The sequence below is a fragment of the Pseudomonas fluorescens genome (genome assembly GCF_902497855.1).
GTDB classification, from domain to species: Bacteria; Pseudomonadota; Gammaproteobacteria; order Pseudomonadales; family Pseudomonadaceae; genus Aquipseudomonas; species Aquipseudomonas fluorescens_BI.
In genome coordinates this window covers 208,199-226,691 of record NZ_CABVHU010000006.1, presented here as the reverse complement: position 1 = coordinate 226,691, position 18,493 = coordinate 208,199, and the positions used below count along the sequence as shown (strand labels likewise).

Here is an 18,493-nt window from a genome sequence, read left to right as displayed (position 1 = left end):
CCCGTCCAAGCTTATGCGAGGACAACACCGTGGCCGATCACTATCAACTCAACCTGGGTTCATTGCGCAGCAGCATCACCCTGACCCTGCACACTCACCACGCCGCCCGTATCTGGCAAGGTCGAACCGCACGCGAAGGCGTCCACTCGATCATGGGCATGGCCGGCTACATCAGTGTCACCAACCTGATCAAACAAACCGCGGCCCAGGACGATCCCTATGCCGACTGGGCCATCGTGCAACTCGAAGAAAAACTGATGCAGGCCAAAGCTGGGATGCTGGAACTGACCCAACAGCTGGATCGGATCAGGCAGGACCTGCCGACACAGATCGACATGAGCGACAACCTCAACATCCACCCCGTGACCTTGCCGTTGTACATCGGCAGCCAGCTGGGTTTTCTGGCGGTTTACCTGCTGACTGACTACGACACCCTGGTGCGCCGCACCCTGTTGGCCCATCACACCGCCTTGATCGGTCGCAGAGACATGGAAGCCTGGATCGACGACGGTGCCCATCTGTTGCGCAGCCTGTTCGGCCAGGCGCAACGCTATCGGCATGCCGGCATCACACGCGATGACATGGCGGCGAACAACGCCCGAGCCCTGGCTGCCATCGATAAATGGGGCTTGCCCCCAATAGACATCCTTGAGGGTCATCGCCGCTCCCAGTTCGCGCCACCGATCATTCGTCGCGGTGCTGTGGCAGTGGATGACGCTGACGCGTTGGCAGAGGAAGCGGGAGATCCATCTGCGACAGTGGATGAGCCGGAGGACGAAGCATGAATCCCCTGACCTCGGCTCAACCAATGCCCTTCGACGCGTTGACACAGGATGCCTATCGGCAGTTTGAACACGCTGCCTCCCTAAAAGGCCTTTTAAAGCCTTTTAAGGGTAAGGGGGAGTTGGAGCACCTGGCGCAGGTGGCGAGGGAAATCGAGGCGCAGTTATGTCACCTGATGGAAGCTGTGGTGCAGCAAGCCAGACAGCCTCCTTACTCACTGCTGGATATCCGATTGGTGCTGCAGAACACCAGCGCTGGCAGCACCTTTTTGCGTTGGCGCACCCGTGACTTTGCCCGTATGGGAGTCTCGGTCTGGGAACGCCAGGTCTGCAACAAAGTCTTGTCGCAGGTCGTACGCGAGGGATTGCGCCATTTCGAATGCAATCGCATCGCACTGAACCTACAGATGAGTGTGGTGCATTCGCTCTACCGCCAGGCCACGACCTGCGCGATCAAAATGGACAGTGCCGAACGGCTGCTGCGCCAGTTCACAACCGCAGTGGAGGTATCAGGATGAGTACTTTTTTCGTCGGCGAAGGCAACATCGGCAGTCCGCCAGAGTTCCAGGAATTCGCCTCAGGCAATGACGAGCCACGGCGTTTGCTACGGCTGAATGTGTACTTCGACAACCCCGTGCCACGCGATGGCAGCTATGAAGATCGAGGCGGCTATTGGGCGCCGGTTGAGCTCTGGCACCGCGAGGCTGAACACTGGAGCACCCTGTACCAGAAAGGTATGCGTGTGCTGGTCGAAGGCCGCACCGTACGCGATGAGTGGGAGGACAGCGAAGACAATGCGCGGGTGACCTTCAAGATCGAGGCCCGTCGAGTCGGCATTCTGCCTCACCGGGTGCACAGCGTGGTTATGCGGGAACGATCCAGTGAACCCGCGGCATCTGCGACACACGTCGGGAAAAGTACAGAACAGGCCAGTTCACCAGCGTCGAAACCCAGAAAGCGCAGTGGGCAGCCGCCTGCGGACTGACAGACTTCAGGCATAAAAATTGCGCCTTTGCGCGAAGTTGCTGGCGTGTTTCTACACGCTGCTCGTGAAGATCCACACTGCCGTCCAACCGCAACGGGTTAGCAGCCTCGGCCCATTCAAGCCTGCCCTCACCTTCTAATATGAGGAACCTGTAATTCAGGTTTCTCATATCTCGCAACTGCTGCTTCCAACAACGCTGCTCCGAACTCAATCCGGAGCAGTTCTATGCGTCTCTTCCTCTGCGAGAAACCTTCCCAAGGTCGTGACATCGCCAAGGTTCTCGGAGCCACTCGGCGTGGTGATGGTCGCCTGATCGGCACCGATTCAACCGTCACCTGGTGTATCGGCCATCTGCTGGAGACAGCCCCACCTGAAGCTTATGGTGATCAGTACAAATCCTGGTCGTTGGATCATCTACCGATCATTCCCGAGCAGTGGAGGGTTGAGGTCAAACCCAAGACTGCCACGCAGTTCAAAATCATCAAACACCTGCTGAGTGAAGCCTCCAGTGTTGTCATCGCGACCGACGCCGATCGCGAAGGTGAAATGATTGCCCGCGAATTACTGGAGCTCTGCAAGTATCGAGGTCCCGTTCAGCGCCTCTGGTTATCCGCACTCAACGAGGCGTCGATTCGCAAGGCACTGTCCTCGCTGAAGAGCGGTCAGGAGACCTTCCCGCTCTACCACTCAGCCCTCGCCCGTAGCCGCGCTGATTGGCTGATTGGCATGAACCTCAGTCGTTTGTTTACCCTCCTCGGCCGGCGGGCGGGCTACGAGGGTGTATTGTCGGTTGGACGCGTCCAGACACCCACTTTACGTCTGGTGGTCGATCGGGATCGCTCGATTGCCTGCTTCATCTCGGTGCCCTATTGGGAAGTGGATGTGCACCTGTCCTCAATGGGGCAACCATTCATCGCATCGTGGTTACCTCCAAACTCAGGACGAGATGAGGCCGGTCGTTGCCTGCAGCAGGCGCTTGCCCATCACGCGGCCCGAGCGATCTCTAGCGATAAAACCGCCACAGTACTCTCACTGCAGACTGAGCATTTCCGCGAAGCAGCGCCCCTTCCCTTCGACCTGAGCACATTGCAAGAAGTCTGCTCGCGCAAGCTGGGGCTCGGCGCACAGGAAACCCTGAATATCGCCCAAGCCCTTTATGAAACCCACAAAGCCACCACCTATCCCCGCAGTGATTGCCGCTATTTACCAGAGAGTATGTTCGACGAGATATCCAAGGTATTCGATGCCCTGCTCAAAACAGATCCCGCGTTACAGCCCTCATTTGAAAGACTCGATCGGTCATTGCGTTCCCGCGTATGGAACGATGCCAAGGTCACCGCGCACCACGGCATCATCCCCACCACCGAGCCGGCGAACCTGGCGCGGATGTCCGAACAACAACGCCAAGTCTACGAACTGATCCGTAGCCACTACCTCGCGCAATTTCTTCCACACCATGAGTTTGATCGTACCCAGGTCGAACTGGAGTGCGGCGCAGAGCGATTGACCGCTGTTGGCAAACAGATCTTGGTTCAGGGCTGGAAAAGCTTGCTCTACGAAAACACCGAGGACGATGAGCCCAGTCGAAAGTCCCAAGTCTTACCCGTATTGCAACAGGGTACTCAGTGCGCAGTGGACGACGTCGAACTCAAGTCCATGCGCACCGCCGCTCCCAAACCTCTCACCGAGGGCGATCTGATCAAGGCCATGAAAAGCGTGGCCAAACTGGTCAACGACCCACGCCTGAAACAGAAACTTCGGGACACCACCGGTATCGGTACTGAAGCCACGCGAGCCGGCATTATCAAAGGGTTGATTGATCGCGGTTATTTGCTGAAGAAAAAACGCGCGTTAATGGCCTCCGCCGCAGCCCATACCCTGATCGAGGCGGTACCGGCAGCAGTCGCGGATCCGGGTATGACCGCGATTTGGGAACAGGCCCTGGACGAGATTGAATCGGGACGTCTGACCCTGGATGCGTTCGTCGCCAAGCAGGCGAACTGGGTTGCGCAATTGGTCGCACACTGCGGCTCGCTCACTTTGGCAGTACCTGTCGAAACCGGTCCGACCTGCCCCATTTGCAATGCCTCAATGCTCAGGCGAAAGGGGAAATCAGGGCCGTTCTGGTCATGCTCCCACTACCCGGATTGCAAGGGCACGGTGCCAATCAGAAAAGTTACGCGTCGCCCATGACGCGCCATTGGAGATCAACATGAGTATCGGGGGCGATGTACTGGTCAGTGCATCATCAACGGTGGCTGATCCCTCTCTAAGTCGCTTAGCGGTTGTCCGATTTCACGGGCCGAGGCAAAGAAAGCGACCGCGCTTTTATCCTGGCAACCGTCGAACAACTGGCCGCTCATCTCGGCAGTAAGTAACCTCTTTCATCGCGCTCGATGTAGTGTCTTATGAGGGATCGCCCACTGGCTTGACGTGGTCCCACCCTCTCTGCTGTAGTGCCTCAGGATCATCGCCAACGGCGACCCAAGACCGATTTGCTCCGGGTAGCTCGGTCGGACTCCTTGAGTTCGGAGCCTTCTCTTCTGCGGAATTTCATTCCCGTTTTGTGCTCGACCTGATCACGGTGGCGGATGACCACTGTTGCCTCTGTCAGGCAACAGCGGTCATCCGCTTCGGCGATCGTATTCAGTCCCGGAGCCCGCCGGGGAAACACTGGGCACCCTTTGTGCGCGGATGCGTGCCAGCATGTTTCGACCCAGGCCACGACAAGGGTCGGTTGGTGAATCATGGCGCAGTTAAACCAAGTTTTGCGAGGAGCTTGTCGACTGCGTAAGACCGCCAAAGGTGGCTTTTCTGTTCCTCGCCTGGCACCCCGTCAGGCCCACTCTTCATTTTTTTCATTCCAGTGAATACCACTGTAATCCAGGCTTAAAAAATCGGGTTGCAGCGCCTTGACGCTCCCCTGTGACAGGCTTATACAAAGGGCGTGGTTCGCTGTCGATGACAGCCCAGCCCAGGTAGCTTGAACCTTCAAGGCTACGCCACGTTTGTGGTGGTTTACCCAAGTGCGATCAGCGTTCGGAAGCTCGCGCGGTTACCGCTTCAGCGGTGATGAATGCCCACTAGTCCATGCCTGCGGATCACCACCGCAGACGCTCCTCTGCTGCACCGCTATTCCTCCAGACGCATCGTTCTGATCGTCATCGGCTTGCCAGTGGCGAGTCGTTCATTGCTCGACTTCACCTTACCCACCCTGACGGGGACTCACTTCCCTGTCAGGGACTGTGCGTCACCGTTTTCCCTTGAAACAGGAGAACCACCATGGCCCACGCCAACCAATCCCAAGAAGCGACCACTTACTTCAATCTGCACACCGTCGGTATCGGCTATCTCAACCGTGTTCGTGAAGTACAAGTCCGCCGCGGCCAGCCATTCATGGCTTGCGATATCGCAGCCCTGCACGGTGCCACCGATGCGGTGGAGTACACCCGTTTCGACTGCAAAGTCGCTGGGGGTGAAGCTGAACGCTTGATTCGTCTCTATATGGACGCCGTCAAAGCCGAGAAAAAGGTCTTGCTGTCGTTCCGTATCGGCGACCTGTGGATCGATCCGTTTCTCTACGAGAAAGGCGATAAACAAGGTCAACCGGGCGCCAGCCTGAAAGGTCGTTTGCTATTCATTGACTGGATCAAGGTCAACGGCACGTTCGAATACAAAGCGCCCGCCAGGCAGGAAGCAACAGCACCTGCTGAGCAAGCGCCAAACAGTGAGCCATCCCCTTCATCGGCTGATACCGAAGCTGAGGAGACCGCAAACCCAACAGAGGCTCAGGTCGAACCTGAATCTCCACCCACTCCCCGCACGGCCCGCCGTGATGCCACCCGTACCGTTCAGTCCGCCTGAACAGTCCACGATGTTCCTCATCAAGGCGCTCCGTCGAGCGCCTTTTCTTCAATCCGCACAGGAGAACCAACATGGAATCCTTCTGGCTTTGCGACGACTGCCTGTTCGCTACGGCTTACGAGGACTACAGCACGTTATCGCTCTATTACACGACGGATGAAATTGAGAAACGCATCGCCGGCATCCATCGAGGACTGGTTCGGTTAATGCCCATCAGTGCCGACTTCGATCCCGAAACTGGCTGGGGAATAAAAGCCTTTTCCCCGTTGCCCTGCGACGGTTGTGGTTCACACCTACACGGTCAACGCCACCGATTCACGCGGCTGTAAACAGCGCGCCATCTGCTAACACCCACGACTCCACACCCACCTCGGGGACACCACTCCCCTCGGGCGTGTACCCCTGATTGTTCCCTTCGGAGGTACCACCATGAGCACCCAACTCACACTGATTGAGACCTCGGATTTCGAGGCTGATCGTATCGTCCAAGAAAACCAGGTGATCGACGAAGCACTGCATATTCTGGATCGTCGGCTGTTCGCCCGCGGCCCTAACCTGACGTCGCCTGACGCTGTGGCCTCATACCTAAAACTGCATCTTGTGCAACAAGAGCATGAAGTCTTCGGTGTGATATTTCTCGATGCCAAACACCGGGTGTTGGCGTTCGAAGTCCTCTTTCACGGCAGTATTGATGGCGCCAGCGTTTACCCCCGCCAAGTCGTCAAGCGTTCCCTAGCGCATAACGCTGCGGCCGCCATTTTTGTTCATTTTGTGGCGCGCCACAAAATGGCAGTTATGTGCCCCGTTTTCTTATGTGTCCGAAGGCGGCGACACCGGCGTAGATCAAGGATTTCGGCCCAGCATCAGGGCACATAACCGCAGGCCAAGCGCAGCATGACATCTCCTTCGCTTTTCTAGAGAGGTGGTTGTCATGTTGGAACATCACTTTCGGTCGTTTAAGGCGATTGACCGCATCAAGGCCCTGTGGCTGGGCCCGCAGATCGAGCGTTACGTCCAGTCGCTCGACGAGCAGCACACATCCAATGACACGATTCGGCAGCATGTCCGGGCGCTCGCGCACTTCAACGATTTCGCCATCGCAAGAGGCGCTACGCAGTTGCAGGAGCTTCCCGATCATGTCGATCCTTTCGTCGAACGATGGAAGGCCGAACATGGCGGCTGGTGCAAGAACGCCCAGGACAGGGCGGCAGTTGTCGCGCAAAGCCGTATTCCCGTAGAGCGGATGTTGTGCGTGGCCTTGTCCGGCTACACGCGACCGAGCAATAAGCCCGCCATGCCGTTTTCCGTCTCCGTCCCGGGCTTTTTCACCTTTCTGGTGGAGGAGAAGGGGTTGCTCCGTACCACACTGCACAATTACATCTACACGCTGCGTCCATTCGAGTCGTACCTAGCGCAAGCCGGTATCGCCTTGGCCGGACTGACGCCTGCTTGCATCACCAATTTCCTCAGCGAGCGCGCAAAAACCCTACACAAATCCGGCATGCTCAACAGCGCAGGGGCCTTGCGCGTCTTTCTCCGCTATCTGCACCGAGAGGGCATCGTGGTCACGGATCTCGTGCACAGTGTGCCGCGCGGGCGCAGCTACAGGCAGGCCTCCATTCCTCGCGCCATTCGCTGGGAGGATGTCAAGCGACTGCTTGCCAGCATCGATCGGCGCTCGGACCTGGGTAAGCGCGACTATGCCATTCTGGTGCTGCTGGCCAGCTATGGGCTGCGTGCCAGGGAGATCGCGGCCCTCTGCCTGGACGACTTCGACTGGAAGCACGCCCAGGTCAGTATTCCCATGCGCAAAGGCGGGCACTCGACCCGCTATCCACTCTCGGCGACAGTCGGCGAAGCGGTCATTGAGTATCTGCAGGTTCGACGCACCGACGTGGCGCATCGCCAAGCCTTTCTCACGGCCAGGTCACCCTACGCGCCCATGCGGCACACCACGGTTTCATCGATGGTCGGCATCCGACTACGGGCCGCCAACATCCAGGTGTCCCGGGCGGGATCACACACCCTGCGCCACGCCTGTGTGCAGCATCTCGTCGAGGCCGACGTCCCCTTCAAGGTCATCGGCGACTACGTCGGCCACCGCAGCCCGGCTTCCACATTGATCTACGGCAAGGTGGCGCTGCACAAGCTGCGCGAACTGGTCATCGCAACCGCGGAGGATGTGTTATGACCGCTCACTGGAATGGTTTTCACAGCCCCCTCGCACCTCACATCGAACAGTATCTGCGCGCCAAGCGGGCCATGGGATGCAAGTTCGCCAACGAAGACCGCCAGCTGCGTCTGCTCGACCGGTTCCTGGATGAGCAAGGCATCGAAAGCATTGAGGTGATCGATGCCGGATGCCTGCAGGCCTTCCTGGTCTCTCGTCATCGCACCAACCCACGCAGCTACAACAACTTGCTGAGCCATGTGCGACGGCTGTTCGACTGGACCGTCAGTCAGCAGCTGCTCGCGGCGTCCCCTGTACAAGCCAGGGTGCAGCCGCAGACGGCCCGGCGGCTACCTTTCCTGTTCCCGCCCGAGGCCATCCGACAACTGCTGGTCCATGCCAAGGCATTGCAGGACAACTCGCGCGCGCCGCTGCGGGGCGCCACCTACGAGATGATCTTCGCCTTGCTGGCCGGCCTCGGCCTTCGGGTTAGCGAGGTAGCCCGCCTGCAATGGGGCGACGTAGATACGGAGCGCGAAGTCCTGGAGATCCGAAACACCAAGTTTGGCAAGGACAGGCTGGTGCCATTCGGTCCCAAGCTGGCTGCCAGGCTGCGCGGCTATTTGGTCCTACGCGAGGCCCGAGGTTATGCCTGCGCGGGTGCCTGTTTCCTGTTCTCCTGGAATGGGCGAGACCCCATCAGCACGAACAGCATCCGCAATACGTTCCGCGATGACCTGCTGCCGCAATTGGCCCTGGATGTCCCAGCCGGTGTCTTCGGACCGCATGTCCACGGACTGCGTCATTCGTTTGCAGTCCGAACGCTGCTGAGGTGGTATCGCCAGGGGATTGCGCCTGCCGATCGCCTGCATCACCTGTCGACCTTCCTCGGGCACGTCAACCCAGCCAGCACGGCCGTGTACCTGACCATCACCAGTGACCTGCTCAGTGCTGCCAACCAGCGCTTCGAGGTCTTTGCACCCTTGCTTGCCGAAGAGGTGGCGCCATGAAACTCCAGAGTTTTTCATCGGTCATCCATGGCTACATCCTAGACTACCTTCCCCGGCACAAGGGCTTGCAGCCCAGCACTATCCGCAGTTATCGCGACAGCCTGCGCCTGTTCCTGGTCTTCGTCGCCAGAGCGCATCACCGGGGCGTAAGCGAACTGGAGCTGGAACATCTGGACTACCACGCGGTGCTAGCTTTCCTGCGCAACATGGAGGTAGAACGTGGCAACGCCATCAGCACGCGCAACCAGCGCCTGGCGGCGCTGCACGCGCTCTACGAGTACATCGGCCGCACAGTCCCCGAGATGCTACCGTCCTGCGCAAAGGTCGCGGCCATTCCGATGAAGCGCTGCCCTCTGCCGGAGATGAAGTTTCTGGCACGCGATGAAGTCGAAGCCTTGTTCGCCAGCATTCCCGCTCAGGACAGGCTCTCGATACGCGATCGCGCGCTCTTGATGCTGCTGTACAACACGGGGGCACGAGTCTCCGAAGTAGCCCAGTTGACGGTCGGCCAGCTCGATTTGCAGTTGCCCGCCCAGGTTCGATTGCTGGGCAAAGGCTTGAAGTGGCGGACCTGCCCCTTGTGGAGCCAGACAGCAAAGGCCTTGCAAGCCATGCTGGACGAACGCGCCGCCTCCTTGGGGCCAGCCGAGTCGGTGTTCGTCGGGACGGGCGGAGCGCCGATGACCCGCTTCGGTATCTACAAGCGCATCCGCCACCTTGCGCAGGCCTGGGAGGCCTCGGCCAGGCCCTTTTCGCAGGTCCGGGTCACGCCGCATGTGTTTCGGCATACCACCGCGGTTCATCTGCTCGAAGCTGGCGTCGAGGTAAATGTCATTCGGGGCTGGCTGGGGCACGTCAGGCTGGAGACGACCAACCGGTATGCCGAGATCACCATCCGCATGAAGACCGATGCTCTGGAGCTGTGCGAGCCCGTCACTGCAAGCCTGGGACGCTCGCGCAAACCCGCGTGGCAGGACGATGCCGCAATGCTAGCCTGGCTGTCGTCCTTGTAGTCACGACCCGCGGCTGGGCTGAACGACCTGCTTTCGCTTCGCTTGATCGTCCAGCCTCACAACAACCATCCATCTGCCGATCGGGCGGGGATTCGCCGTCTTGGCGGCTCGCCCGTTATGTCTCCTGCGACTGGGCCGAAATCCTTGATCTACGCCGGTGTCGCCGCCTTCGGACACATAAGAAAACGGGGCACATAATGTTCATAACCACCCGTCAGGTTGTACAGAACCCAGCCAGGCGGATCACGTCTTGACTGCACGGCTGAAAGAGGCCTTGGCCTTGATCGAAGTGCGCGTACTGGATCACTTCATCGTGGGTGAAGGTCGTCCACTTTCTCTTGCCGAACACGGCTGGCTTTAACCCTCACAGGCGTCTTCGGGCGCCTTGTCCATTATCATTCTGGAGAACCCTCATGAACCCCACACACCAAGCCCCAGCCCTGTTGACGACCTCAACTCCATTTGCTCGCGGTTACGACAACCTTCATATCGAACGGCTGCTACTGATCACCTACGAAGACGACTGCCCTCCCTGCTTTCGACCAGTGCATGACGCACAAACTCATCTGCCCGACGACGCGCTGCAACTGTTCCCCTGCCTGTTCAATGACGATTTCGCCGTGATCAGCGAAGGCCACTCCATTCCGGATAATTTGGATGAACGCTGTCAGTCCAGCGGGCTAGTGCGCCAAGTGATCTACGCTGTGATGGGCGAAATGCTCAACGAGCGGCATCACCTCGGTGATCTGTACTCCCTGGAAGAGGCCCAAGCCATGGTCCATCGCTTGAGCTTCGAAACGGGACACTACAGTCGAGCCTGGGAAATCAGTACCGCGCACCTTCCCGAAGAAGCGATGCTTTATCTGGAGGAGTGGGTCAGTAACTTCGCTCTGCGGCAAACCGGCCTCTTGTTCGAGCTTTTTACGCTGCCAGATTGCTGCGGTATCGGTTGCAAACTGATCGGCACGCCATGGACGGACGAGAACTTGTTGAACATTGAGGGCAATCGTTATTCGAGCTTGAGACAAGAACAACTCGACGCAGGCACACCGGAAGCCTTGGTCAACGTACTGTATTTGCCGGCATTGGCGGATGTGCGATTGTTGATCTTCGACCCCGACGCTGCCGTCTTGGATGGGCTCGCCATTTTCGATGAATAGCAAAGTGTTCAGCGTTAACACGACCCACCTTGAATCAACTTTCTCACTGAATCGCTCCTTCACCTCATGTCAGGTTCTGCACTGAATCTGACATGAGGTTTTTTCCATGGAGCGTTTTTTCACGCCTGTCTGCCTGCTGGGTTTGTTGAGCGCCTGCACCGCGCAAATCCCCAACCCTTTGCCGACCCATCCAGCGATCGACAGTGGCTCCAATCGGGCCCAGCACTCGAGGGGCATAGCCGAAGAAAGCCATCCGGCAGAGCTTCGTTATGGCCGCTACACGCTGGTCAGCACCGAGCCCACCACGGAACAACGCGATCTTCTTGCCCAAATCATTGACGTGAGCATCCCGTCCAGCCTGAACCCTTCAGTGCAGGATGCATTGCTGTACGTATTGCTGCGCTCGGGCTATGCGCTCTGCCCCGTTACCGCGTCGGTGAGGGTGCTGTTTACTCGGCCCCTGCCCGCGGCCCATTACCGGCTCGGCCCGATCTCTTTGCGCCGCGCGCTGCAAGTGCTCGCTGGCCCCGCCTGGCAACTCACGACCGACGAAGTCAGCCGTTCAGTCTGCTTCGAACAGCAGAAAACGGAGGCCGGCGTCGCGCTGATCACACCCGTCTTGCCCCATCTGTTGGAGGCACGCCCATGAGAGCCTCGACGTTTCAAACCCTCATCATTGGGCTGCTTTGCTTGGCGGTCGCCGGCCTGAGCGGTGGTTTGTATAACCAGTATCAACGCGTGGCCGAACTGCAGAGCACGAACACCCATCACCTACAAACCCTGGACACCCTGCAACATGATTCAAGCGCCCTCAAGGATGCCCAGGAGAAGCTGCAGTACGCGCTGAAAGACCTGAAGCAGATGGTCGATACTGGTGAGCAACAGGCCAATACCCTCGATCCGATGTTGGATCAGTGGGCGCAAGAGATACAGGAACTGCGTGATGGTCTCGCAGCCCGCGCCACCCAGGCAGACCTGACAGCGCTGCGCGCACGCCTTGAACAGGTCGAGCAGCAGCTCCTGGAGCACAAGACCCAGCCATCCCCCCCCTCGCCGACGCCCTCTGTAACCAAACCGAAAAAGACCGCTCGCCCCAAACCCACCCCGCTCTCGCCACCGTTTTCAGTATTGAGTGTCGAGTCCCGCGGGGGTGAGCGCTTTCTGGCGGTCGCACCTCATGACAGTCGCTCGCTCACGGATGTCCGGCTGCTGCATAGCGGCGAGCAGCTCGGAGCCTGGCACCTGAAAGTGCTGGAGTCGAACTCAGCCATCTTCGCGGTGGCCACTCAGCCAGACCAGACCGTGCACCTCCCTTGAGAAGCGATCATGAACAGAGCGCTACTGCCCACCGTCGTCTGTTTCGCTTCGCTATTGGCCATGGGCGCTGCGATGGGCAACCCCGTCACGACACAGTCACGGACCCAGGACACGCAGTCTGCTCCGCTGGGGCGCTCTGACTCTGAACAGGCGGCGAGCTGGGGTCTGACGGAGCAGGAGTGGACGCGCTTCGAACAGATCCAAGCCGGCCCACGCGGTTTCTGGAGCCCGAACCTCGATCCGTTGACCGCACTCGGGGTCGAGGCCCAGACCGACCAAGAGCGCCAGCGCTATGCCGAATTACAGGTAGCGCTGGAAGCCAAACGCGCCGAGCGCGAGTTGGCTTACCAAAAAGCTTACACCGCGGCCTGGGCCAAGCTGTTTCCCGGGCTGCTGCCGATCCAGGGCATGGCATCCCCGTCCCCTGCCAGCTCAGCGGTCATGCCGCGTCAAGCCTTGTTTGTGGAGGACCACTGCCCAGCGTGCACCGCCGAAGCGCAGCGTCTGCAAAGCAGTAACACGGCATTCGATATCTACCTGGTGGGCAGCCAAGGCGAGGATGAACGTGTCCGTAGCTGGGCCCGGCAAGCAGACATCGATCCGGCCAAGGTTCAACGCCGGCAGATCACCCTGAACCATGACCGTGGTCGCTGGTTCAGCCTAGGTGCTCCGGGGCCATTGCCTGCCACATTTCAACAGGCGAGCGGACAATGGCAACGCCTCGACTGAGTGGTATAGCGCTCATGCTGACGATGCTCGCCGTCCAAGCTGACGAACTTCCGCCTCCTGCGTACCAACTGGCGGCGCATGGCGCCGAGATCCCTTCTACGGTGCTATTCGCGATCGCCCTGCAGGAGAGTGGTATCCACGTCCGTGGTCGACTACTGCCCTGGCCTTGGACCCTGAACATCGCCGGAACACCCTACCGCTTCGCCACTCGCCAGGCCGCCTGTCACGCTTTGCTTCAGGCCCTCGCCCGACATGACTCCAAGCGGGTCGATGCCGGACTCGGCCAAATCAACCTGGGTTACCACGGACAACGTTTTTCCAGTCCCTGCGAAGCCCTCGATCCCTACCGAAATCTCGCCGTAACCGCCGCGCTGTTGCAGGAGCATCACGCCGCCACCGGTGATTGGGTGTCAACTGCAGGGCGCTATCACCGCCCGGCAGGAGGAGCGCCGGCCGCACGTTACCGCGCAGGTTTTTCCCGGCAACTCCAACGGTTGCAGGTTTCCTTCGAACAAGGCACACCGCCATGAAGCGCATCCCCCTTACCTGTTATTTCATCCTGCTCTTGGCACCTTTCGCCCAGCCTGTACTGACCGTAGCCGGGGATCAGCCTAGCGACGTCACCCCACCCCATTTTCAAAATTCCAGGTCGCCCATCAACAACAAGACCCAGCCTGATCGGGCCATGCATGCGGACCTGTCCACGTTTGCCGATGAAGCCTGGATACTGCCCGTCCGCAGCTCTCACTTGAGCCCCGGCCAGATCACGTCTCGCGCCCTGAGCATGCCGGGTTTGCGGCCATTTTTTTTGGTCGGTGAGGATCCCCAGTCACTGGCTTGGTTGCGTCAACGCGCGGCTGAACTGCAGGAAATGGGTGCTGCCGGCCTCGCCGTCGAAGTGGCCGATACTGAAGCCCTGGCCCGGATTCGAGCAGCCGCGCCGGGCATCACCATCCTGCCGGTCAACGGCAACGACATCGCCACCCGCCTGCAGATTGAGCATTACCCGGTCTTGATCACCGCCACCTCACTGGAAAAGTGAGTCCAGGTCATGGCCGAGCATGCGATGGAATCCAAGCTCCGGCCAGCGGTGGAACTGTACACCGTAGCGATCTGCATCGCCGCCGCGGTGCTGTGCGTGTACTCGCCCTGGGCCGTGGCCCTGTCACCCGAGATCGGGCAGGTTGCGGCGCTGGCCTATGCCCTGTTCGGCCTGATCCGCCTGCGACAAGCCTGGGAGGTGTTGCGCTATCGACGCAATATCCGCCGGCTGCCCCGCTACGAACTGACCAGTCGGCAGATTCCGGTTAGCCGTAAGCGTTTGTTCATGGGTCGCGGCTTTCGCTGGACCCGTCTGCACACCCAGCGCTTGGTCGAGGCCCAGGATCCGGCGGTCGCCCACTATGTCGACCAACCGACCAGCTACCGTCTGGCCCGTGGACTCGAACGGCGCCTGGAGCATGCACCGTTTCCACTCTCGATACTGGCCCGTGTCACGGCCTGGGACAGTGCGTTCAATCCGTTGCGCCCTTTGCCCCCGGTAGGTGGCTCGCCACTATTGCATGGGGTCGAGCCCGATGAAACGGAAGTCAGTCTGCCGCTGGGCGAACGGGTCGGACACACCCTGGTGCTCGGCACTACCCGTGTTGGCAAGACGCGACTCGCCGAGGTGTACATCACCCAGGACATTCATCGCATCGAACATGAGGTGGTCATCGTCTTCGATCCGAAAGGCGATGCTGACTTGCTCAAGCGGATGTATGTCGAAGCCAAACGGGCCGGTCGAGAAAAGGAATTCTATGTCTTCCATCTGGGCTGGCCGGAGATATCCGCGCGTTACAACGCCGTGGGACGCTTCGGTCGTATCTCGGAAGTAGCATCGCGCATTGCCGGGCAGCTCAGCGGTGAAGGCAACTCCGCGGCCTTTCGCGAGTTTGCCTGGCGCTTCGTCAACATCATTGCCCGCGCCCTGATCGAACTGGGCCGACGTCCGGACTACCTGCAGATCCAACGCCATGTGGTCAACATCGACGCACTGTTCATCGAATACGCCCAGCAGTTTTTCGCCAAAACCGATCCGAAAGCCTGGGAAGTGATCGTCCAGCTTGAAGGCAAGCTCACCGAGAAGAACATTCCCCGGCATATGGTGGGACGCGAAAAGCGAGTGGTGGCCATCGAACAATACCTGGCGGCCAAACGGGTATTTGATCCGGTGCTGGATGGACTGCGCTCTGCGGTGCGTTACGACCGTACCTATTTCGACAAGATTGTCGCCTCGCTGCTGCCGCTGCTGGAGAAACTCACCACCGGCAAAACGGCCCAGTTACTGGCCCCCAACTACACCGATCTGAATGACCCACGACCGATCTTCGATTGGATGCAGATCATCCGTAAGCGTGGCATCGTCTATGTCGGCCTGGACGCACTGACCGATGCCGAGGTCGCTGCCGCCGTAGGTAACTCCATGTTCGCCGACTTGGTCTCGGTCGCCGGACACATCTACAAACACGGCATCGACCATGGCCTGCCCCAATCGGGCAACAACAGTGAAAAGTTGCCGATCAACCTCCACGCCGATGAGTTCAACGAGTTGATGGGTGATGAATTCATCCCGCTGATCAATAAGGGCGGCGGTGCCGGTATCCAGGTAACCGCCTACACCCAGACCCTCAGCGATATCGAAGCACGTATCGGCAACCGCGCCAAAGCTGGCCAGGTTATTGGCAACTTCAACACCCTGCAGATGCTGCGGGTGCGCGAAACCGCCACCGCTGAACTGCTCACCCAGCAGTTGCCCAAGGTCAACGTGCTGACCAAAACCCTGGTGTCGGGCGCCACCGACACCTCCGATCCTGAGGCCAACACGGATTTCACTTCGTCCTCCCAAGATCGGGTCAGCAGCACCTGCGTGCCCCTGATCGAGCCGGCTCACATCGTCAGCTTGCCCAAGGGACAAATGTTCTCCTTCCAGGCCGGTGGGCAGCTCTGGAAAGTCCGTATGCCTTTACCCAAACCCTCCAACGTCGACGCCATGCCCAAGGACCTACAGGAACTCACTCAACGGATGCGGGCGGCCTATAACGCGCAGGCGGGACAGTGGTGGAGCGCAAGCGGTGGCGGCCCAACTACAAACTTCGATCTGGATCAGGTGGGGTAGCCCTACCCCACCACAGGTTTCGATTCAGCAGAAAACGATCCAGGAGACGTATTGCCCACATCAACTCTGCAGCGCGCAATGGGGTGAACTATGGCGACTTCCACCCAGAACACGCCGCCACAACCGATCCAGCGTCCGGGATTGATCATCTCGGCGATCAGCCTAGTCCTGCGCATCATCGGTTTACTGATTGCCTCGTTGCTGTTCTCGATCCTCATCGAGTTCGCCGGGCTGCTACTGTTCTGGGGTGATCAGGGCTGGCGGCATAGTCAGGCCATGCTAACCAGTGAGTTGGGCTGGCTCAGCGAGCACTTCAAAGCTTCACTTCTCATCCAACAGCCTGGGAAAACAATTGTCCAGTGGCTGGAGCTCCTCAATCAGTGGCTGCTGGTCAAGACTGGCTTTGAGGATTTTGCCCGGCAGGCGCGGGTTTCGGGCCAGGGCAATGGCTTCTGGAGCTGGGCGAATCAGCTCTACGTGAGCATTGAGGATTTCGTACTGGCGGCGGTGTATGTGACCTTTACCTTCGTAGTGCGCCTAACCATCTTGGCTCTGGCCACACCGCTATTTTTGTTGGCCTCGTTCACCGGTTTTGTCGATGGTTTGATGCGCCGCGACCTGCGCAAGTTTGGAGCTGGGCGAGAAAGCAGTTTTGTCTATCACCGAGCTAAACGAGCAGTGATACCCCTGCTGCTCGTACCCTGGGTCATGTATCTGTCCCTGCCCTTTTCGCTCAATCCTATGGCCGTCTTTTTGCCTTGCGCGGTGATGCTCGGAATAACGACAGCCATCACCGCAGCGACGTTTAAAAAATACATTTAATAAAATGTAACGCTGACGTGTTAAACCATTCCGGTTAATTTAGCCAACACCGCGACGATGTAACCGCCAATGATAGACAAACCAACAATACCCCACGGCCGTTGCCACCAATCACCGCTAGGGGACGGCGGCATAGATTGCTGATAAAAATTGATCTGTCCAATCTGATTCGCGTTGACTTGGGTCGCAGTTCCATTTTGCATCGAATTGCGCCACTGAGCTTCCTCAAGACGTTCGAATTGAACCTGAACACGCCTCTTGAGTTGGCTAGCGGAAAGGAGAATTTGCTTTCCAATAATCATCACACCCAGCAAACCGAAAAACAGCAAATTTCCATAGCTGAGCGGGTTTTCCTGGCTGAGGGTTGGTGCGTACTTCCATACAAAACCGATGTAGGGTGATGTGACCTGGTAAACATCGGCTACTAAATTTTGCACAACCCCTCCCAAATGCCCAAAAAATTTTGTGCTCGCGAGAGTCTCTGCTTGATGGTGCAGAAAAATCAACGATGAAACCAAATAAAATAGCCCCCCGAAGACCATCAAGGAGAAGCCCACGGCCTGTCGAATACGGTACCGCTGAATTGCTTGTTGGATGTTCACTCTCTGCAATCACTCTTCGTTAACTGATTTCGTCCGCGCTTATCTGCGCCCCGCTAACAATGCTGTTAGCGGAATCAAACGTTAACGGCTACTAATCGTTTTTCATGAGTAACCAATGCTGTACTTGCGGTCCAATCGTGTCATTTTTCCGCGTTTCGTAGCTCTCGATACGGTGTTCGAACTCGCTCCACGATCAGAGACTGTATCGAAATAAAATGACGCAGCGTGTTTCGTGTTTCTTACTGCTGAGTCCTGGACGTTAGTTGAATGATGGCCCCATCTCCAAATGGGCTATCCACATGCCGACTACATTTTTCCGAGTCTGCCCACTGTTCATATTGATGACATTCCATAGCGGCGGCTATGCCGCGTCTGCTCATGAGCGCGAACAGCTCAGCCTAGTTCAGCAGCAGCTCGACACTATTGAGCGCCTTGCGGCGCGAGCTAAGGTAGCCAGGACCTCTGAACCAAACGAACGCTATCGCTTCGACTATCCCCGCCTGTCTCAGGACATCCAACGCATTCGCCAAGGAATGCAGAACTATTTGTCTCCCTCCCGTGCTCAACCTCACGATCCTGGTGAGCTGGTGGGCGATTACCGCCTCGACACCCCGTCCGTGGAACCGTTGCCATGAGCATGACCGACGCTCAGACCGCAGCGTTCCAAAACGCCTCCGGTTTCTCGGCACAGAGCAGTTCGACACTCTGGTTGTCCCTGGTTCTCGTCCTGGCTTTGCTCTGGTGCACCTGGGTGATGTGGACGGCTTACCGGGGCTGGGCCACCGGCAGTGTGCGCTTCGGCGCGTTTGGCGGCAGCGCCGCACGTGTTTTGCTCGCCCTACTAGTCCTGATGTTCTTCACGCTGTCCTAATCCAGGAGATC

General features: G+C 58.6%; 21 protein-coding genes and 1 pseudogene. 21 read left to right on the top strand and 1 reads right to left on the bottom strand.

Features of this window, described 5'->3' with window-relative positions; all coding sequences use genetic code 11:
* The first annotated feature begins 29 nt into the window (after positions 1-29).
* From F8N96_RS14705 to F8N96_RS14610, 19 genes and pseudogenes are all read left to right on the top strand, one after another.
* Positions 30-785 carry a PFL_4669 family integrating conjugative element protein gene (locus F8N96_RS14705; RefSeq protein ID WP_150798394.1) on the top strand — a complete coding sequence of 252 codons (756 nt, stop codon included), beginning with the start codon at positions 30-32 and terminating at the stop codon, positions 783-785.
* On the top strand, positions 782-1,300 hold the full coding sequence (locus tag F8N96_RS14700; RefSeq protein WP_150798393.1) for a DUF3158 family protein: 519 nt from the start codon (positions 782-784) through the stop codon (positions 1,298-1,300). The genes F8N96_RS14705 and F8N96_RS14700 overlap by 4 nt, the downstream gene beginning before the upstream one ends.
* A complete protein-coding gene (locus F8N96_RS14695) occupies positions 1,297-1,767 on the top strand; it encodes a single-stranded DNA-binding protein (protein WP_150798392.1) in 471 nt (156 codons plus the stop codon). The genes F8N96_RS14700 and F8N96_RS14695 overlap by 4 nt, the downstream gene beginning before the upstream one ends.
* A 225-nt stretch (positions 1,768-1,992) precedes the next feature.
* The gene (locus tag F8N96_RS14690; protein ID WP_150798391.1) at positions 1,993-3,960 is read left to right on the top strand and encodes a DNA topoisomerase III; all 1,968 of its coding nucleotides are present in this window, start codon (positions 1,993-1,995) and stop codon (positions 3,958-3,960) included.
* Positions 3,961-5,049: 1,089 nt separating this feature from the next.
* Positions 5,050-5,631, top strand: coding sequence for an STY4534 family ICE replication protein (locus tag F8N96_RS14680; protein WP_150798390.1), 582 nt, complete (start codon positions 5,050-5,052; stop codon positions 5,629-5,631).
* 71 nt (positions 5,632-5,702) lie between these two features.
* The gene (locus F8N96_RS14675; protein ID WP_034113377.1) at positions 5,703-5,960 is read left to right on the top strand and encodes a hypothetical protein; all 258 of its coding nucleotides are present in this window, start codon (positions 5,703-5,705) and stop codon (positions 5,958-5,960) included.
* A gap of 100 nt (positions 5,961-6,060) precedes the next feature.
* Positions 6,061-6,507, top strand: coding sequence for a JAB domain-containing protein (locus tag F8N96_RS14670; RefSeq protein ID WP_224794094.1), 447 nt, complete (start codon positions 6,061-6,063; stop codon positions 6,505-6,507).
* Between the two features lie 55 nt (positions 6,508-6,562).
* Positions 6,563-7,822 carry a tyrosine-type recombinase/integrase gene (locus F8N96_RS14665; protein ID WP_150798389.1) on the top strand — a complete coding sequence of 420 codons (1,260 nt, stop codon included), beginning with the start codon at positions 6,563-6,565 and terminating at the stop codon, positions 7,820-7,822.
* The gene (locus tag F8N96_RS14660) at positions 7,819-8,811 is read left to right on the top strand and encodes a tyrosine-type recombinase/integrase (protein WP_150798388.1); all 993 of its coding nucleotides are present in this window, start codon (positions 7,819-7,821) and stop codon (positions 8,809-8,811) included. The genes F8N96_RS14665 and F8N96_RS14660 overlap by 4 nt, the downstream gene beginning before the upstream one ends.
* Complete coding sequence (locus tag F8N96_RS14655; RefSeq protein ID WP_150798387.1) at positions 8,808-9,824, top strand: tyrosine-type recombinase/integrase; 1,017 nt, start codon at positions 8,808-8,810, stop codon at positions 9,822-9,824. The genes F8N96_RS14660 and F8N96_RS14655 overlap by 4 nt, the downstream gene beginning before the upstream one ends.
* 199 nt (positions 9,825-10,023) lie before the next feature.
* Positions 10,024-10,185 (top strand): annotated as a pseudogene (locus F8N96_RS14650) (JAB domain-containing protein); the annotation flags it as partial.
* A gap of 52 nt (positions 10,186-10,237) precedes the next feature.
* Positions 10,238-10,984 (top strand): ABC transporter substrate-binding protein, encoded by a 747-nt coding sequence (locus F8N96_RS14645; protein WP_150798386.1) that lies wholly within the window; start codon positions 10,238-10,240, stop codon positions 10,982-10,984.
* Between the two features lie 106 nt (positions 10,985-11,090).
* On the top strand, positions 11,091-11,633 hold the full coding sequence (locus F8N96_RS14640; RefSeq protein ID WP_150798385.1) for a PilL N-terminal domain-containing protein: 543 nt from the start codon (positions 11,091-11,093) through the stop codon (positions 11,631-11,633).
* Complete coding sequence (locus tag F8N96_RS14635; RefSeq protein WP_150798384.1) at positions 11,630-12,301, top strand: chemotaxis protein; 672 nt, start codon at positions 11,630-11,632, stop codon at positions 12,299-12,301. The genes F8N96_RS14640 and F8N96_RS14635 overlap by 4 nt, the downstream gene beginning before the upstream one ends.
* Before the next feature lie 9 nt (positions 12,302-12,310).
* Entirely contained in the window at positions 12,311-13,030 is a 720-nt protein-coding gene (locus tag F8N96_RS14630) for a TIGR03759 family integrating conjugative element protein (protein ID WP_150798383.1), read from the top strand.
* On the top strand, positions 13,012-13,560 hold the full coding sequence (locus F8N96_RS14625; RefSeq protein WP_150798382.1) for a lytic transglycosylase domain-containing protein: 549 nt from the start codon (positions 13,012-13,014) through the stop codon (positions 13,558-13,560). The genes F8N96_RS14630 and F8N96_RS14625 overlap by 19 nt, the downstream gene beginning before the upstream one ends.
* Positions 13,557-14,072: an integrating conjugative element protein gene (locus F8N96_RS14620; RefSeq protein WP_150798381.1), complete on the top strand. Its 516-nt coding sequence runs from the start codon at positions 13,557-13,559 to the stop codon at positions 14,070-14,072. Before F8N96_RS14625 ends, F8N96_RS14620 begins: the two co-directional genes overlap by 4 nt.
* A 9-nt stretch (positions 14,073-14,081) precedes the next feature.
* The gene (gene traD, locus F8N96_RS14615; protein ID WP_150798380.1) at positions 14,082-16,187 is read left to right on the top strand and encodes a type IV conjugative transfer system coupling protein TraD; all 2,106 of its coding nucleotides are present in this window, start codon (positions 14,082-14,084) and stop codon (positions 16,185-16,187) included.
* A gap of 90 nt (positions 16,188-16,277) precedes the next feature.
* Positions 16,278-17,009 (top strand): TIGR03747 family integrating conjugative element membrane protein, encoded by a 732-nt coding sequence (locus tag F8N96_RS14610; protein ID WP_150798379.1) that lies wholly within the window; start codon positions 16,278-16,280, stop codon positions 17,007-17,009.
* A 20-nt stretch (positions 17,010-17,029) separates the two neighbouring features.
* Here the strand turns inward: F8N96_RS14610 and F8N96_RS14605 are convergent, their stop codons facing one another.
* On the bottom strand, positions 17,030-17,611 hold the full coding sequence (locus F8N96_RS14605; protein ID WP_150798378.1) for a hypothetical protein: 582 nt from the start codon (positions 17,609-17,611) through the stop codon (positions 17,030-17,032).
* A 299-nt stretch (positions 17,612-17,910) separates the two neighbouring features.
* On the opposite strand from F8N96_RS14605, the gene F8N96_RS14600 reads away from it, so the two are divergent.
* Both F8N96_RS14600 and F8N96_RS14595 read left to right on the top strand, forming a co-directional pair.
* Entirely contained in the window at positions 17,911-18,246 is a 336-nt protein-coding gene (locus F8N96_RS14600; protein WP_150798377.1) for an RAQPRD family integrative conjugative element protein, read from the top strand.
* The gene (locus F8N96_RS14595; protein WP_020300903.1) at positions 18,243-18,482 is read left to right on the top strand and encodes a TIGR03758 family integrating conjugative element protein; all 240 of its coding nucleotides are present in this window, start codon (positions 18,243-18,245) and stop codon (positions 18,480-18,482) included. The genes F8N96_RS14600 and F8N96_RS14595 overlap by 4 nt, the downstream gene beginning before the upstream one ends.
* Positions 18,483-18,493 lie beyond the last annotated feature (11 nt).

What these genes read in the sequence shown, in the direction of transcription:
- F8N96_RS14700 (WP_150798393.1), top strand. Translation starts at nt 782, where the DNA reads ATGAATCCCCTGACCTCGGCTCAACCAATGCCCTTCGACGCGTTGACA.
- F8N96_RS14695 (WP_150798392.1), top strand. Translation starts at nt 1,297, where the DNA reads ATGAGTACTTTTTTCGTCGGCGAAGGCAACATCGGCAGTCCGCCAGAG.
- F8N96_RS14690 (WP_150798391.1), top strand. Translation starts at nt 1,993, where the DNA reads ATGCGTCTCTTCCTCTGCGAGAAACCTTCCCAAGGTCGTGACATCGCC.
- F8N96_RS14680 (WP_150798390.1), top strand. Translation starts at nt 5,050, where the DNA reads ATGGCCCACGCCAACCAATCCCAAGAAGCGACCACTTACTTCAATCTG.
- F8N96_RS14675 (WP_034113377.1), top strand. Translation starts at nt 5,703, where the DNA reads ATGGAATCCTTCTGGCTTTGCGACGACTGCCTGTTCGCTACGGCTTAC.
- F8N96_RS14670 (WP_224794094.1), top strand. Translation starts at nt 6,061, where the DNA reads ATGAGCACCCAACTCACACTGATTGAGACCTCGGATTTCGAGGCTGAT.
- F8N96_RS14665 (WP_150798389.1), top strand. Translation starts at nt 6,563, where the DNA reads ATGTTGGAACATCACTTTCGGTCGTTTAAGGCGATTGACCGCATCAAG.
- F8N96_RS14660 (WP_150798388.1), top strand. Translation starts at nt 7,819, where the DNA reads ATGACCGCTCACTGGAATGGTTTTCACAGCCCCCTCGCACCTCACATC.
- F8N96_RS14655 (WP_150798387.1), top strand. Translation starts at nt 8,808, where the DNA reads ATGAAACTCCAGAGTTTTTCATCGGTCATCCATGGCTACATCCTAGAC.
- F8N96_RS14645 (WP_150798386.1), top strand. Translation starts at nt 10,238, where the DNA reads ATGAACCCCACACACCAAGCCCCAGCCCTGTTGACGACCTCAACTCCA.
- F8N96_RS14640 (WP_150798385.1), top strand. Translation starts at nt 11,091, where the DNA reads ATGGAGCGTTTTTTCACGCCTGTCTGCCTGCTGGGTTTGTTGAGCGCC.
- F8N96_RS14635 (WP_150798384.1), top strand. Translation starts at nt 11,630, where the DNA reads ATGAGAGCCTCGACGTTTCAAACCCTCATCATTGGGCTGCTTTGCTTG.
- F8N96_RS14630 (WP_150798383.1), top strand. Translation starts at nt 12,311, where the DNA reads ATGAACAGAGCGCTACTGCCCACCGTCGTCTGTTTCGCTTCGCTATTG.
- F8N96_RS14625 (WP_150798382.1), top strand. Translation starts at nt 13,012, where the DNA reads ATGGCAACGCCTCGACTGAGTGGTATAGCGCTCATGCTGACGATGCTC.
- F8N96_RS14620 (WP_150798381.1), top strand. Translation starts at nt 13,557, where the DNA reads ATGAAGCGCATCCCCCTTACCTGTTATTTCATCCTGCTCTTGGCACCT.
- traD (WP_150798380.1), top strand. Translation starts at nt 14,082, where the DNA reads ATGGCCGAGCATGCGATGGAATCCAAGCTCCGGCCAGCGGTGGAACTG.
- F8N96_RS14610 (WP_150798379.1), top strand. Translation starts at nt 16,278, where the DNA reads ATGGCGACTTCCACCCAGAACACGCCGCCACAACCGATCCAGCGTCCG.
- F8N96_RS14600 (WP_150798377.1), top strand. Translation starts at nt 17,911, where the DNA reads ATGCCGACTACATTTTTCCGAGTCTGCCCACTGTTCATATTGATGACA.
- F8N96_RS14595 (WP_020300903.1), top strand. Translation starts at nt 18,243, where the DNA reads ATGAGCATGACCGACGCTCAGACCGCAGCGTTCCAAAACGCCTCCGGT.